The sequence below is a fragment of the Variovorax paradoxus genome, assembly GCF_024734665.1.
GTDB lineage: Bacteria > Pseudomonadota > Gammaproteobacteria > Burkholderiales > Burkholderiaceae_C > Variovorax.
This window is the reverse complement of the sequence record NZ_CP102931.1, coordinates 3,121,001-3,134,976: the sequence shown is the minus strand read 5'-3', so window position 1 is coordinate 3,134,976 and position 13,976 is coordinate 3,121,001. Positions and strand designations below refer to the sequence as shown.

General features: G+C 63.4%; 13 protein-coding genes. 9 read left to right on the top strand and 4 right to left on the bottom strand.

Annotation, left to right across the window (positions count from 1 at the left end; genetic code table 11):
- Positions 1 to 461: 461 nt before the first annotated feature.
- Complete coding sequence (locus NWF24_RS14765) at positions 462 to 1,331, bottom strand: LysR family transcriptional regulator (RefSeq protein ID WP_258354813.1); 870 nt, start codon at positions 1,329 to 1,331, stop codon at positions 462 to 464.
- A gap of 174 nt (positions 1,332 to 1,505) precedes the next feature.
- Here NWF24_RS14765 and NWF24_RS14760 point away from each other — a divergent pair, with 174 nt between their 5' ends.
- Complete coding sequence (locus tag NWF24_RS14760; RefSeq protein WP_258354812.1) at positions 1,506 to 2,408, top strand: NADP-dependent oxidoreductase; 903 nt, start codon at positions 1,506 to 1,508, stop codon at positions 2,406 to 2,408.
- A 134-nt stretch (positions 2,409 to 2,542) separates the two neighbouring features.
- Here NWF24_RS14760 and NWF24_RS14755 read toward each other — a convergent pair whose 3' ends face one another.
- On the bottom strand, positions 2,543 to 2,953 hold the full coding sequence (locus NWF24_RS14755; protein ID WP_258354811.1) for a hypothetical protein: 411 nt from the start codon (positions 2,951 to 2,953) through the stop codon (positions 2,543 to 2,545).
- 109 nt (positions 2,954 to 3,062) lie between these two features.
- On the opposite strand from NWF24_RS14755, the gene NWF24_RS14750 reads away from it, so the two are divergent.
- Complete coding sequence (locus NWF24_RS14750) at positions 3,063 to 3,956, top strand: LysR substrate-binding domain-containing protein (protein ID WP_258354810.1); 894 nt, start codon at positions 3,063 to 3,065, stop codon at positions 3,954 to 3,956.
- A gap of 37 nt (positions 3,957 to 3,993) precedes the next feature.
- Here NWF24_RS14750 and NWF24_RS14745 read toward each other — a convergent pair whose 3' ends face one another.
- Together NWF24_RS14745 and NWF24_RS14740 are read right to left on the bottom strand one after the other, a co-directional pair.
- The gene (locus NWF24_RS14745; RefSeq protein ID WP_258354809.1) at positions 3,994 to 4,398 is read right to left on the bottom strand and encodes a TerB family tellurite resistance protein; all 405 of its coding nucleotides are present in this window, start codon (positions 4,396 to 4,398) and stop codon (positions 3,994 to 3,996) included.
- 205 nt (positions 4,399 to 4,603) lie between these two features.
- Positions 4,604 to 6,445: an amidohydrolase gene (locus tag NWF24_RS14740; RefSeq protein WP_258355296.1), complete on the bottom strand. Its 1,842-nt coding sequence runs from the start codon at positions 6,443 to 6,445 to the stop codon at positions 4,604 to 4,606.
- Positions 6,446 to 6,745: 300 nt separating this feature from the next.
- On the opposite strand from NWF24_RS14740, the gene NWF24_RS14735 reads away from it, so the two are divergent.
- The 7 genes from NWF24_RS14735 to NWF24_RS14705 all read left to right on the top strand — a co-directional run bounded on the left by NWF24_RS14735 (position 6,746) and on the right by NWF24_RS14705 (position 13,875).
- On the top strand, positions 6,746 to 6,982 hold the full coding sequence (locus NWF24_RS14735) for a hypothetical protein (RefSeq protein WP_258354808.1): 237 nt from the start codon (positions 6,746 to 6,748) through the stop codon (positions 6,980 to 6,982).
- Positions 6,960 to 7,529 (top strand): flavodoxin family protein, encoded by a 570-nt coding sequence (locus NWF24_RS14730; protein WP_258354807.1) that lies wholly within the window; start codon positions 6,960 to 6,962, stop codon positions 7,527 to 7,529. The genes NWF24_RS14735 and NWF24_RS14730 overlap by 23 nt, the downstream gene beginning before the upstream one ends.
- Positions 7,530 to 8,328: 799 nt before the next feature.
- Positions 8,329 to 8,874: a hypothetical protein gene (locus tag NWF24_RS14725; protein WP_258354806.1), complete on the top strand. Its 546-nt coding sequence runs from the start codon at positions 8,329 to 8,331 to the stop codon at positions 8,872 to 8,874.
- Between the two features lie 24 nt (positions 8,875 to 8,898).
- The gene (locus NWF24_RS14720; protein ID WP_258354805.1) at positions 8,899 to 10,548 is read left to right on the top strand and encodes a TolC family protein; all 1,650 of its coding nucleotides are present in this window, start codon (positions 8,899 to 8,901) and stop codon (positions 10,546 to 10,548) included.
- Positions 10,549 to 10,555: 7 nt separating this feature from the next.
- Positions 10,556 to 11,932 carry an efflux RND transporter periplasmic adaptor subunit gene (locus tag NWF24_RS14715; RefSeq protein WP_258354804.1) on the top strand — a complete coding sequence of 459 codons (1,377 nt, stop codon included), beginning with the start codon at positions 10,556 to 10,558 and terminating at the stop codon, positions 11,930 to 11,932.
- Entirely contained in the window at positions 11,925 to 12,632 is a 708-nt protein-coding gene (locus NWF24_RS14710; protein WP_258354803.1) for an ABC transporter ATP-binding protein, read from the top strand. Before NWF24_RS14715 ends, NWF24_RS14710 begins: the two co-directional genes overlap by 8 nt.
- Positions 12,610 to 13,875: an ABC transporter permease gene (locus NWF24_RS14705; protein ID WP_258354802.1), complete on the top strand. Its 1,266-nt coding sequence runs from the start codon at positions 12,610 to 12,612 to the stop codon at positions 13,873 to 13,875. The genes NWF24_RS14710 and NWF24_RS14705 overlap by 23 nt, the downstream gene beginning before the upstream one ends.
- Positions 13,876 to 13,976 lie beyond the last annotated feature (101 nt).

Sequence of the window (13,976 nt, the reverse complement as noted above, 5' to 3'; positions counted from 1 at the left end):
AAATTCCATTCAACATTGATCTGCAATCGGTCTCGATGAATTGGTCTGGCGTCACTTTAATGTCGAACTCCCTAGATCATATTGGTGGTAATACGTAGCGGTTTGTTGTTTTGATGTTTGAAGTTCGGCTTTTGGCCTATTAAATAAACACCCTGACCTCTAATTGAAATTGGGTGAGTATTTGATCTCGCAGGTTCTGCCGGACCCTGATGGTTGGGTCTAGCAAAAATCGGGAAAAGAGAAAGCCTCTTTGGCGCCTGGCCAATGAGAGATAGAACTTTTATTTGCGTCGCCCACTGGTCTAGCGGGCGAATACAGGTCTCGCATCACCCAGTTTTTGGGGGCGAACGCTATTTCTCGGCAATTCGCCGAAGACTGTCGGCGCTTGCACAGCGATGGGTTCGAAGCAGATGCGGGTGGCTGCATGCACGCAGCCCGGCGCCAAGTGGCGGCTCAGCGCATCAGTTGAAGTGCTCGCAGAGGAAGTTGACGAAGGCGCTCACCTTGGGACTCACCAGTCGCCGCGATGCGTGCAGCACCCAGCCTTCGATGGGAGGCGCCTGCGCCGCGCCCCACTCGACGAGGCGTCCGGCGACGATGTCCTCTGCGATCACCGAGCGCGGCACCATGGCGGCGCCGGCGCCAGCGAGCACGGCGCTGCGTATCAGCAACGGGGTCGAAAAGCACAGCACGGGTTGCGGGCGAAAGGTATGCACGCGGCCCGCCGTGTCGACCACCTTCCACGGGCCCACCTCGGCGCGGCCGGTGCGCACGATCGCCTGGATTTCGGTATCGCCCGATGGCCCGGGCTGCGGCCGGTGCAGATCGGGCGGCGCAACGAGCACCAGCTGATCGCTCATGAAGCGGCGGCCGACCAGCGTATCGTCCGGCCGCGGGTTGAAGCGCAGCACGGCGTCGTATCCGTCGCCCACGAGATCGACGAGGCGGTCGTCCGCGGTGACCTCCAGCCGCACCTCGGGATAGGCGCGCAGGAACGCCGCGCCCAGGGGGCCCATCGCGGTATGCGCGAACATGAGTGGCGCACTGACGCGCAGCACGCCGCGCGGCCGGCCGATGCCGGCCTTCAGTTCCTCGACCACTTGTGCGATCTCTCCGAAAGGATCGACGGTTCGCGCATGCAGGATTGCGCCCTCCGGCGTCAGCTTCAGCTTGCGTGCGCCCCGCTCGACGAGGCGCACGCCCAGGCTTTCCTCCAGCGCCCGTACGCGGCGAGACAGCGTGGCCTTCGGCTGGCCGCTGGCACGGCTTGCGAGCCCGAACCCGCCGTGGGTGGCGACGAGGTTGAAGTCAGCGACTGTGGTGATATCCAAAGAGTGTTCCATGTGTGAGACATCGTGTCCAAGTTTTCTGGACTATGCACCATGGATGGACCGTCGAACAATGGGTACGTGGACAGGAACTGGCGGTTGGGCCGCACGCGTGCGGCGGCCGTTGGCTCCTCCGATGCCCACTCCATTCACGAACGTCAAACAAGGAAACACCCAATGAAAGCAGTACGGTTTCACAGCTACGGCGGCCCGGAAGTCTTGAAGATCGAAGAAGTCGAGATGCCCGAGCCGGGCCCAGGCCAGGTGCGGATCGCGGTCAAAGCGGCGGGGATCAACCCGATCGACTGGAAACTGCGGGCCGGCTACATGCACGAGATGATGCCCCTCGCGCTGCCGGCGGGCAGCGGTTTCGATGCATCGGGCGTCATCGACGCGATCGGTGAAGGCGTGTCCGGCGTGTCGGTCGGCGATGCCGTGTTCGGCAAGGGGCACCACACGATGGCGGAGTACGCGATCCTGCAGGAATGGGCCGCCAAGCCCGATGGGCTCTCCCATGAAGAAGCCGCGGGCTTTGCCGTTGCGATCGAGACGGCTGCACGGATCATCGACCAGGTGGGTGTGAAGCCGGGGCAGGCGCTGTTGGTCAGCGGTGCTGCCGGCGGGGTGGGGTCTGCCGTGATCCAACTTGCCAAGGCCGCGGGCATCCGCACGATCGGCACCGCCAGCGAGCCGAAGCACGCGTACCTGCGTTCTTTGGGCGCGCTCCCGACGACCTATGGTCCCGGCCTGTCCGAGCGGGTGGCAGCCCTTGCGCCGGAGGGCGTGCATGCGGCGCTCGACATCGCGGGTTCCGGCGTCATTCCGGAACTGGTGGCGATCACCGGCGACCCTTCCCGCGTCCTGTCGATCGCAGACTTGTCTGCCCCTCAATACGGCGCAAAGACATCCTTCGAGCCGACGGAATCGACCAAGGCGCTGGCAGACGCCGCAGCACTGTTCACCGCGGGATCGTTCACCTTGCCGGTAGAGAAGGCCTTTCCGTTGGACCGCATTGCCGACGCGCATGAACTGAGCGCGCAAGGCCGCGTGACCGGGCGGCTCATCGTCACGATCGGTTGATTGCGAAGCAAGCAGGAGCGCGGGGGGAGTGCGCCTGCTTGCCATTGGCTTGGGCCACGTCGGCCTTTTGCCTATCCGCTCTTTCGAGTTGTGGCGTGAGTCGAGGTGTCTTGCGGCAGCGCCTGGAGACCTTGTTATCGGACGATCGCAGCGGCGGTCGCGATGGCGTTGGGCCTGCGGCGCTGGAGAAGAGCGATAAGGACGTGGAACCCGACTGCAAGCGCCACAAGAATCACGGCCCCGATGCCCCAGACGGCCCAGGCCAGCACTGCGCCCGCTCCGGCCAGAACGGGCACGGCTTCAAGCGCCGCCTGAACCATCGAGCCCATGGACGCGATGACGGCCCCGAACTCCTGGGCCAACCCGGGTGGCATCCAACCCCTGAGCCAATCGGGCACCGGAACCGCATTCATGGCAGATGCGCCTCCAGCGAGAACACCAGCGCCGGAGACCGCCCAGGCAGTCACCGCATACAGACCCCAGCAGGTCAGCGACCACAAGGCCAGAAGCGCGGAGGAGAGAAACCAGCTTATCGCGTAGAACATTGAAGATCGTCCATTCCAGATGACAAACGCCGAGTATGGAAAGGGCGCGTCGCGATAGACAGCAGCTTTGGACGAACTTAGCATTCGGTTTTTTCGAACTGAAGCGTGCATGCTGAACTACCGCCATCTCTACTATTTCTGGATGGTTGCAAAGGAGGGTGGCTTTGCCCGCGCCGCAGACCGCCTGGAGATGGCAGTGCAGACCATCAGCGCGCAGGTGCGCGATCTGGAGAAAACCCTTGGCCACCAGCTTCTCAAGCCCTCGGGCCGTGGCGTGGCACTGACCGAGGCCGGCCTGGCAACGTATGCGCGGGCCGACGAAATCTTCCAGTTGGGGCAACGCATTGCCGATGAGGTACACGAGGCCGCAAGCTCCAGGGCCGCACGGTTGTCGGTGGGGTTGTCCGATGGCATCTCCAAGCTGGCGGCACATGCGTTGCTGGAGCCGGTGCTGGCGACGCCGCACCTTCGCCTGGTGTGTCATGAGGGCGACTTCGATGAACTGCTGTCCGAGTTGGCACTGCATCAGCTGGATGTGGTGCTCGCCGCTCAGGCGGCGCCGCGCAATCCGAATCAGCGCCTGACCAGCGAACGGATCGCCCGCTCCATGGTGCAGTGGTACGGACCGGCTTCGCTGGTCAGGAAACAGGCACGCGACCGGTTTCCGCAGTCGCTGCAGGATCTCCCGATCCTGTTGCCCACGGTTCACTCGCCGCTGCGATCGTCCCTGGACAATTGGTTCCAGGATCTCGGCGTGAAGCCCCGCGTTGTCGGGGAGTTCGAAGACAGCGCTCTGCTGGCGGTGTTTGCGGCCCGCGGATTCGGCGTGTTTCCTGTCAGCCAGCTGGGAGCCCAGGACGTCGGGTTGGTACGGGGCCTGCGCCTGCTGGGAGACTGTCCCGACGTCAGCGAGGACGTGTATGCCATCTGGTCGCGCCGCGGGCAACATCACCCGCTGGTGCGCCAGATGGTGGCGGCCGCACACCAGGCAGGTACTGTCTAAGGCTGCGCACGGGCTCGCATCGCAGCGAGGAGGCAGCCTAGTGCTGTGCCGGTACTTCGACGAGGTGCCAGTGCTTCAGTGCGGACGCCATGATCCAGGCCTCCGAAGCTGCGACGTGTCTGTCCGCAGTTGCGGCCGTGTCGGCCAGATGAAGCACCTTGTGCTGGAGTTCCGGATCGGTCACCTCCGCCATCATCGCGGCCAGGGTTGCCTCGTCGACGCTGCCGGTCAGCAAGCGATGCCCGTGCGCGGACATCAGCAAGTCTTCGCACAAGGTCTGCAGCACCCGAGCGAAATCGCCCTGCGCAAGACCGAGTTCGCGCTCGATGTCCTGTCCGTGCACAGCATCCATTTCCAAGCGGCTGACGTGACCGTCCGATATCAGCATCAGGGCGACGATCCTGCTCGCTGCATCGGGGCTGTTTGTGGGGTAGCTACGCATTATTTTTCCTTCAAAGGGCGGAGTCGAGAAAGTGGTGGTTCACAGCGGTGGGCTGCAAGCGGGGAGAATCTCTTGGTCGTTGTCATGACCTTGCATGTGCGGCCGAGCTGGCATCACAAGAAGCAGTTTTTTTCTAACCATCGCATCGGTATGCCCGAACTGTTTCCAGGCGTGGGAGACAGGAATCAAGCGGCAGGGTCTTCCGTCAAACGACCATGCAATTGCAACTGAGCGACCACAAGCCGGCATCGCTCTGAATCCAGTTGTGTACGTGCGCTTGACCCCCGCAAGCTTCGCCATTGCTGTGCGCATGACCACACAGGTGCGTCGAGCTGCGCATGGCGCCGAGATAACGGCCTTCCTCTTGCTGCGCTGCGGCCACGGGTGACCAGGCGGGGTCGACAGGGAGCGGGGGCGGGGCGAGTGCGCGAAATGGGCCCTTTCCGTGGACCACCTTCCCGTTCATCACCGTCAGCACCGACTCGATCTTCTTGATCTCGTCCTCCGGCACGGCAAAGTAATCGGCGGACAACACGGCCAGATCGGCAAACATCCCGGGCGCGAGCGATCCCTTGAGCGCTTCGTCTCCCGAGAACCACGCGCTTCCGACCGTGTACTGACGCAGCGCCTCGAGTCGATCGAGACGATTTGCCGCGCCGACCATCTGGACGCCCCCCGGCGTGCGACCGGTGACGAACCACTGCAACGCCTTCCATGGGTTGTAGCTCGCGATGCGCGTCGCATCGGTGCCCAAGCCCACGTGCACGCCAGCTCGCAGCATCTCGCCCACAGGAGGCGCCCGGTCTGCGACCTTCGGCCCGTATCGGCGCAGGAAGCTTTCACCCTGGAAAGCGATGCGGTCGTGAGCGGAGATACCGCCCCCCAGCGCGGCGACGCGATCGATATTCTTGGACGAGATGGTTTCAGCATGGTTGAGGAACCAGCGAACCTTGTCGAGCGGTGCGTCGCGCTGGATTTTTTCCAGCACGGGCAGCAAGCGCGAAATCGATTCATCGTAGGTCGCGTGGAACTGGAACGGCCAGCGGTTCTCCACGAACAATCGAATGACACGCTCGAAATCCTTCTCCGCGGTCGGTTGCAGTTCAGGGCGAGGAAGCAGGAAGTTCGCCGAGTCAAATGCCGAGAACGTCAGGATCTCGCCGGCGCCCCAGATCTTGTAGATGGGGTCGTCGGTCAGTTTGACCTGCTTGATCCACGACGCAAAGTCTTCGTACTCCTTTCCAGCCGCGAACGTGAACATGCTGCATGCCACACGCACGGTGAACTGCTCGTTTCGCGCGAGCTCGGTCATCAGTGCGTAGTCTTCGAGGTTGTTGTCGGCACCGCCATCGCCGACGCTGGTGATCCCGAGTCGATTGAGCTCGCTCATGAATTGGCGAAGCGAATTCAAGCGCCCGCCGTGATCCAGCTGAGGCGCTCGCCGCATGGCCGAGTACACCGAGAACATGCTGGGCTTCGCCAGGATGACACCCGTGGGCGTGCCAAGGGCATCGCGGACGATCTCGCCGCCCGCTGGCTGTGGTGTGTCCTTGGTGTATCCCAACGCCTGCACAGCCGCCTTGTTGAGCAGGGCCGTGTCGTAGAAGTGGAGCACCATCACCGGCACGTCCGCGGACACGGCATTGAGCTCTTCGATCGTCGGCATCCGCTTCTCGACGAACTGGAATTCGGACCACCCGCCGAGCACGCGGACCCATTGACCGGGCGGTGTCCGCTGCACTTGCTCGCGAAGCAATCGAAGCGCATCGCTGACCGACTCGACGTCGTCCCAGCGCACCTCAAGGTTGTATTGCAGGCCCCCGTTGATCAGGTGCATGTGCGAGTCATTGAGGCCGGGGATCACGAGGCGCTGGTCCACGTCGATGACTCTCGTCCTGTCGCTGCGAAACGCCGCCGTATCTTTGTCGGTTCCGACCGCGACGATTTTTCCGTCTCGAACGGCCAGTGACGAGACCACGCGGTTTCGTGGTTCCAGCGTATGAATCCGTCCGTTGACCAGAATCAGATCGGCCGGGCGCTCGCCCAGCGCTGCGCATCCAGGAAGAACCTGGGTAAGGGCTCCGGCTGCGGTGCCCTGAAGAAATGTTCTGCGATCCAAGATCGTCCCCTCGTGATTCTCGTCAGTCAAAAAAACTGCAGGTGGCGACCTTCACCGGGAATGTCACCGGTGCGATCCGACCTTCATCTGCAAGACCTTGGGGGCAGCGTGCGTCGAGCAATCAACGTCTTGGAAAAACGTATTCCCATCAAGAGTTGCCAATCTATCTTTGTGAGACTTACCCAACACTGACCGGTTTGCTCACACGGCGCCTGCGAATTTCCTGCGATGCGTTCCAGCGGCGCCTCTGCCAGATGCATTGGTGAATTCAAGCCAGCGACCATGGGAATGCGCTTCTACATTGGATCGTATTTTTCTACCTTAGCATCTGGTACGGCGGCACAGCGGGAATTCAAGGCGACAAAGATTGCAGAGTTGGGCTTTGCATTCCACGCTGGCCAACGCCACCACGACATTGGAAAACCTGACATGGAAAAGCCAGATGCTGATTTCGATCGTTCATGACAGTGGCTGGGGCCACACGGCCAGGCAGGCACAGAGCGTGGCCGAAGGCGCCCGCGCGGTGGCCGGCGTACAGGTGCAGCTGATCGCCGTTTCCGAAGGCCCCATCCCCTGGGACGTGCTCGAGGTGAGCGACGCCATCGTCTTCGGCTCGCCCACCTACAACGGCTCGCCGAGCGCGCGCTTCAAGCAGTTCTGCGAGGCCTCGACCAAGCCCGCCTGGAACGACATGAAGTGGCGCAACAAGGTGGCCGCCGGGTTCACGAATTCGGGTGCGCAGAACGGCGACAAGTTGCACTCGCTGATCTCGATGGCGCTGTTTGCGGCGCAACACGGCATGGTGTGGGTGGGCCTCGACTTGAAGCCGGGCAACGACACCAGCCGCGGCAGCGTGCATGACCTCAATCGCCTGGGCAGCTGGTTGGGCGCGATGGCGCAGTCCAACGGCGACCAGGGACCGGACGACTCTCCCATCACGAGCGATCTGGAAACCGCCGCCTACCTGGGCCGGCGCGTGGCCGAGACCGTTCGCCGGTTTCAACCCGATTGAGGCGTTTGTCGCCAGGGCCTCTTCAGCCGCACCTGCACGCCGAAGCCCGCCATGCCCACGTCCCCTCACGGTGACGTAGTGACGCACTCCCTCATCGGCTGACACGGCAACGGAAAGCGCCGACCGCGGATTCGGCTCTTGGCCCGGCCGAAGCGCAGGACACCTTTCTCATCAACCCCGCGTGACCGCTCTTCGATGCGCATGCACGGGGCGTCAAGCGCAGAGCGCATCCGGAAGGCATGTGCGGCATGCCTATGCAGACGCCATTTCACGAAATTGCAGCAGCTCCTTTCATCGGGATTCGAAGGCGTCGGGACCGAATTGAAGTGAATGGCCGAGCTGAATGTTTTGTCTATTTCTAAAAAGGGACAGCGGTTTTATTAAATGGGACAAACCATCAATTCAACGATCTTCGACAGGAATAACGTACGTGTTATTACCAATGAAAGTTGCTTGGCGGCAATATTAAAGTCGCGTTTGGCCAAATCGAAGAGATGGTTGCTGACTGTCAAATGCATGACGAAAATGAAGATTAATGAGAATGTCTTATTGCAATTTTAATTGCGTGCCTATCGGGTTGCGCGAATAGGTTTGACTGATCCGGTCTTTTGAAGACGCAGGCCTCTTGTTTTGAGGTTGTGAGTTCAGCTATTTTTTAATTTTTAGCGTCAGCCACCAATTCCACTGCGCAAAGGGCCCGGCAGCAAACGACTTTGCACAACATCCTGGCGCAGAGTCGCCTGGAAAATAATTTCTCTTCGAATTCCTAGAATTATTCTTCGCACCATTCTGTAATTTCATGAAACCCAATCGCCTTGTTATTGTTCTTTCCGCAGCGGTTCTGCTTCTGGCCGGTTTGATTGCAGGGGTTTGGCACTTTTCTCGCAATTTGCCTGTGGCCGAGGTCGGACAGGCAAATGCCGAAAAAGTGCAGGCAATCGGCCGTTATATGCATGCGAGCGGGTACATCAAGACATACAGGGCGGTGACCGAATTGACATTGAAATCCAGCGGCGTCAGCAATGCGCCGCTCGAGAAATTGCGCACTGCAGGCGACCGGGAATTGGAGGCCGCGGCTGCCGAGGTCATTGCACCAAAAATTTCCCTGGTGCACGCCCTGGAAATCGCCAGCTTTTACGAAAGCGCGAACGGGCAAGAGGTTGCGCGGTTCCAGGCATCTTCAAACGCCGACCCCGCCAGCCCGCGAGAAATGAGCGCGCAGGGCGCCGAAGCGTTCAGGAAATTCACGGAAAGTCCGGCCGGCGAGGCTCTGGAGCAGGTGCTCGGCGACGTTTCCGTTGGGACTTCCGTCATGCAAGCGATGCTGGCCGTCGGCGCCAGATAAGTATTTTTCGCTTCATCCCAGGTCATGTCATTTCGATCACGCGGCGGCGCCGGGTGCCGCATCGAACAGGCGCTGCTCGCCTGTTTTTCGCCACGCGCCTCTCTGTCGATCCGCAAGGTTGCCTTGTCGGCGCTCGCCGGCTGGGTGCTGCTGCTGCCGGTGGGTGGCTACGCGAGAGCTGCCGACCTGGCTGTCCAGGGCGGCGTCGAGGGTGCGAGCCCGCCTGTTCAACCGTCGCTGAAGCTGGGTGTTCGTCAGGCATTGCAGGAGGTTCTCGGCCGGGCGACGAGCGTGCTGACCCAGAAGCTGGACATCGACCTGCAGACCCAGCAGGCCCGGTTGGCCAGCCACGAGTTCCTGCCGCAAACAACGCTCACGGGACAGTTCGATCGCACCGACGCGAGTGCGGCCGGCCTGAACGCGGGGAGCAGCAAATCGACCTCTGGCGCTGTCTCGACATCCTGGAAATTGCGCACCGGCATCACACTTCTTGCGTCCGTGGGCCGTACGGTCGTGCGAAGTGCGGTGCCGATGTCCACGGTCCCGCAGGAAGGCGTGCCGACGGCTGTATCGGGCACCACGCGAATAGGCACGACCACAAGCTCCATCGGCCTCACGCATCCTCTGCTTCGAGGTGCGGGCCGTGAGCTGGTGACGCTGGCGGAGCGTCAAGCCGCCCTGGGGCTGGCGAGTGCGCAGGAAGGTTTCGTGCAGGGCATGACCGACGTCGTGTTCAGTTGCATCTCTTCCTACTTCGCTGTCGAGCAGGCCAGGCGCAATGTCTCGCTGGCGCTGGCGACATCGGCCAGGACGCAGGAGGTGCGACGGGTCAACGACGCATTGCTTGCAGCCGGGCGCATCGCGCGCACCGAACTGCTGCAGAACGATGCCGATTCCGCGCAGGCCGAGTTCAGCCTGATGCAGGCCCGGCAAGCCGAAACCGTCGCGCGGCGCGAACTGCTGCGCCTCATCCGCTACGACGACGATGTCGACCCCGATCGCGTGTCGCTGGAACTGAGCGACTCGTTCAGCAACTATCTTTCGCAGTGGCGCCCCGAAGAGGGTCCGATGCTGCAAGCGGCCATGGCGAATCGCGTGGATCTTCAGCTGGCGCGCGACAGCGTGGCGTCGAGCCGGCTTTCGCTCATTGCGGCACGCGACGGATTGCGCAATCAACTGGACGTCTACGCCAAGCTGGATCACGTGGCGTCCGGGCACTCCGTGTCTTCGCCGTCCGTCAATCGGGGGGTGGGCGTGCTCTTGACGATTGCGCTGGACAAGTCCAGCCAGCAGTTCGCGCTCGCGTCCGCCCAGGCCGCGTTGGAGAAGGCTGAGCTTGCGCTGGCCGAACAGGTGCGGACGGTGACAGCCGGAACGCGCGACGCCCTGGTCAACATCAGCTTCTCCGAGCAGCAGCTGCGGATGGCGCAGCGCGCAGCCGAGTTGGCCAAACAGCGTCTGGCCGACGAGGTGGAGAAGGCGCGCGCCGGCCGCAGCAGCGCGACGGATCTTTCCTTTGCACAGGACGGGCTGCGCCAGGCGAGCTCGCAGGAAGTGCAGGCCCAGTACGCGGTCTTCACCGCAAAGCTGGAGTTGCAGCGCGTCACCGGAACCTTGCTCGAACAGTGGCAGGTCGACTCGGCGGTGCGCGCCATGATTCCCCCCACACCGTAGGCAAGAGATGCACAGAAAGTTTGGAAAAACTGCAGGCACGGCGGTGGCCGTTTGCATCGTGGTGGTGGCAACGGTGGTGACGGCATGGCAGCTGTCCTCAGGGGCGGACGCATCCGCCGAGGGACAGTGGGTGCAGGTGCGGCGGCAGTCCATCGTGCAGCCCCTGCTGCTCAAGGGCGTGCTGCAACCGGTGAGCGCCGTCGGCATTGTTTCGCCGGCCAACGGCAGGCTGTCGGCGCTTCATGTGCAGTTCGGCGACAAGGTCAGTGTGGGCCAGGTGCTGGCACAGGTAGACAGCACCGAACTCGACCAGCAATTGCGCGAAGCGGAGATCGGCATGATCCGCGCGACCCAGGAAGTGACCAACGCAAGGCGCCTGGAGGAGGGCACCGAGTTCCAGGGCGCCATGCGGCGCCATGCCGCAGCGGTCAGTGCGTTGCAGAGCGCGCAACGACGTGCTGCCGAGACGCAGACGCTCTACGACAAGGGCATCATCGCGCGCACCGAGGTGGACGGCATCAAGGTGGAATTGACGGGGATGGCAAGCCAGGTGCAGGCAGCGCTGGACGAGATCGCGACCCTGAAGCTCAAGCGATCGCCCTCCGCCATGCGGGTGCTGACGCTGGAGCTGGAAAATCGGCGGAACCGTCTCGAGGAACTGCAGGCGAAATTGCGCGAGTCGAAACTCGTCTCGCCGATCTCCGGTGTCGTGCTGTATCCGATTCCGGTCGAAACGGGCGACGCCTCGGGCGGTGCCGTGCCAAAGGAGTTCAAGCAGGGTGCGTATGTCACCAGCCGCGACGTGCTGCTCACGGTGGGGGACACGACGGCGTTCCTGATCAAGCTGAAAGTCGACGAGGCCGATCTCGGTCGCATCGCGCTGCGACAGCCGGTCAGCGTGACCCTGACGGCCGACCGGTCGCAGGACTTCCAGGGCGTGATCGAGCGCATCTCGTCGCAGGCACGCGGCGGCGATCCACGCGGTTCCGGCATCCAGGCAGCGCCGGAGTTCGAGGTCCAGGTTCTCCTGCAACCGCCCGCGCTCGTGCCCGCGCCGGCAGGCACCGTCCCCGCGCCCGTCTTCCGGGTGGGGGCCCTGGCAACGGTGAAGATCGTGCCGCAGCCCGGCCCCGCCTCGTTGCTGGTGCCCTTGCAGGCCGTCGCATGGGATACGCAGGGCAAGCCGACGGTTGTCGCCCGCCAGGGGGCGAGCGGCCCGGGACGCACGCAGACGATCGAGGTCGGCCGCACGGACGTGGACGGTGTCGAGGTCAGCGCGGGCGTGGCGGAGGGCGACGAAGTCTGGATCGCTTCCCGACCCAAGGCCGGTCCCGCGCCCGGGTTGCTGCATCGCATGCTGGGCGAGGACCGCGAGAGTGATTGAGCCGGTGCGGCCCCTGGTCGAGCTGCGCGCCGTCACGCGTAATTTTCGCGTCGGCGACGAAGAGGTGCCGGCGGTCCGCGGCATCGATCTGTCGGTGCAGGCCGGGGAGGTGATGGCGCTGGTCGGTCCCTCGGGTTCGGGCAAGTCCACGGTGATGAACATGCTCGGTTTGCTCGACAGCGCGACGTCGGGCCAGTATCTGTTCGAGGCGTGCGACACGAGTCTCCTGACGCCGCTGTCGAAATCGCAGCTGCGCAATCGAGCGATCGGTTTTGTCTTCCAGCAGTTTCATCTGTTGCCGCACCTGACGGCCCTGCAGAACGCCGAACTGCCCCTGCTGTACCGCGGGCTCCCTGCGCACGCGGCCAGGGATGCGGCGCAGGCGGCACTCGTGTCGGTCGACATGTCGCGGCGCATGGCCCATCGACCGGGGCAGCTGTCCGGCGGCGAGAAGCAGCGTGTCGCCATTGCCCGCGCGGTGGCGGGGCATCCGCGGCTCCTGCTGGCCGACGAGCCCACAGGCGCACTCGATTCGGCGACTGGCGCGCGCGTGCTGGATGTGCTGCTCGAAGCGGCCGAAGCCAACGCATCCGCGCTGATCGTGATCACCCACGACGAAAGCATCGCTCGCCAGCTGCCTCGCTGCGTCGCGATGCGCGACGGCCGCATCGAAACGCATGCGGGACACCATGCGCAGTAATCCGTTGAAGGGAAGCACGCAACGCCTGCGACTTGCGTTCGTCTTCGCCGTTCAGACCGTGCGCAACAACGCGCGCCGCATGCTGCTTGCCGTGTTGGGGGTCGCCATCGGCATCGCCGCGGTCGTCTCGATGCTTTCCATTGGCCACAGCGTCACCGCGCAGGCCACGCGCGCGCTCGAACGCCTGGGTGCCGATGTCGTGACGCTGGCACTGCGGCCTGTCGGTTCGGCGCAGGCGGACGCAGGCGGCCCGCAGGTCGACAGGGCCGAATTCGACCGGCTGGACGAACGCACGGATGTTGCCGCGCGCATCGTGCGCAACATGGCCGAAGTGAAGGCCGTGAGCAAGGTTTCGCGCCTGAACAGTTGCGGCGGCGCGGACGCCGATCCGCTTGCCAATATCGGCGTGATTGCCGCCGGGCCGGAGCTCATCGACGTCCTTTCCCTGACGCTGAGCGCCGGACGCTTCTCGCATCCGCTCGACGGCGCCCAGCTCTGGGTTGTTCTGGGATCGGAGGCCCTGCAGGCCTTGCGCCGTGTGCAACCGGGCCTGCAGATCGGTTCTCCGTTGAGCCTGTGCGGAAAGACCTTCTTCATCGCCGGCGTGCTGGAGCCGTACTTTGGAGACGACTTGTTGACCCTGTTCAAGATGAACAACGCCATGCTGTTGTCCTATCCGGCCGCCGGACGGCTTGCGCAATCGATGCCGGCCTCGCAGTTGCTGGTGCGCATGCGCCAAGGCGCGCCCGACATGGCCGATTCGCTGATGCAGCGCCTGCAAAACGGGATGGCGCAGCCGTCGCAAGCCATGGGTGCGCGCCAGGTCAGCGAGTTGAAGCGCGAGCAGGTATCGCTGTACACGCGCTTCCTCGCGGTGCTGGGCGGGGTTGCGCTGCTGGTGGGGTCGCTCGGCATCACCAATGTGATGCTGGCTTCCGTGGCGGAACGCAAGACCGAGATCGGTCTGCGCATGGCGCTCGGCGCGAGCACCGCGGATGTCGTCCTGCAGTTCCTGGTGGAGAGCGTGCTCATCTGTGCGGGAGGCGCGCTGCTCGGGCTGTTGCTCGGTTCCCTTGGCGCCGCGGGAGCGCTCGCGCTGGGCGGGATCGACTACGCGTTCGACGTCACGACGCCGCTTTTCGCGGCACTGCTGGCCGTGGTCTCCGGATTGGCTGCCGGCGCCTATCCGGCTGCGCGGGCCGCACGTCTCGATCCTGTCGAAACGCTGCAGGGGCATGCATGAAAAACGCGATTCCCTTCGACTCGCACGCCCGGGCACCCGAATCACCGCCGCTTCGTCGGCATTTCAAACCCTCATCCGGGGGAATCCGGTCGTTTCGACCC

Bases quoted from the DNA above. Each gene is read 5' to 3' on its own strand.
- NWF24_RS14760 (WP_258354812.1), top strand. From the start codon at position 1,506: ATGAAAGCAGTACGGTTTCACAGCTACGGCGGCCCGGAAGTCTTGAAG.
- NWF24_RS14755 (WP_258354811.1), bottom strand. From the start codon at position 2,953: ATGTTCTACGCGATAAGCTGGTTTCTCTCCTCCGCGCTTCTGGCCTTG.
- NWF24_RS14750 (WP_258354810.1), top strand. From the start codon at position 3,063: ATGCTGAACTACCGCCATCTCTACTATTTCTGGATGGTTGCAAAGGAG.
- NWF24_RS14745 (WP_258354809.1), bottom strand. From the start codon at position 4,398: ATGCGTAGCTACCCCACAAACAGCCCCGATGCAGCGAGCAGGATCGTC.
- NWF24_RS14735 (WP_258354808.1), top strand. From the start codon at position 6,746: ATGCGTTCCAGCGGCGCCTCTGCCAGATGCATTGGTGAATTCAAGCCA.
- NWF24_RS14730 (WP_258354807.1), top strand. From the start codon at position 6,960: ATGCTGATTTCGATCGTTCATGACAGTGGCTGGGGCCACACGGCCAGG.
- NWF24_RS14725 (WP_258354806.1), top strand. From the start codon at position 8,329: ATGAAACCCAATCGCCTTGTTATTGTTCTTTCCGCAGCGGTTCTGCTT.
- NWF24_RS14720 (WP_258354805.1), top strand. From the start codon at position 8,899: ATGTCATTTCGATCACGCGGCGGCGCCGGGTGCCGCATCGAACAGGCG.
- NWF24_RS14715 (WP_258354804.1), top strand. From the start codon at position 10,556: ATGCACAGAAAGTTTGGAAAAACTGCAGGCACGGCGGTGGCCGTTTGC.
- NWF24_RS14705 (WP_258354802.1), top strand. From the start codon at position 12,610: ATGCGGGACACCATGCGCAGTAATCCGTTGAAGGGAAGCACGCAACGC.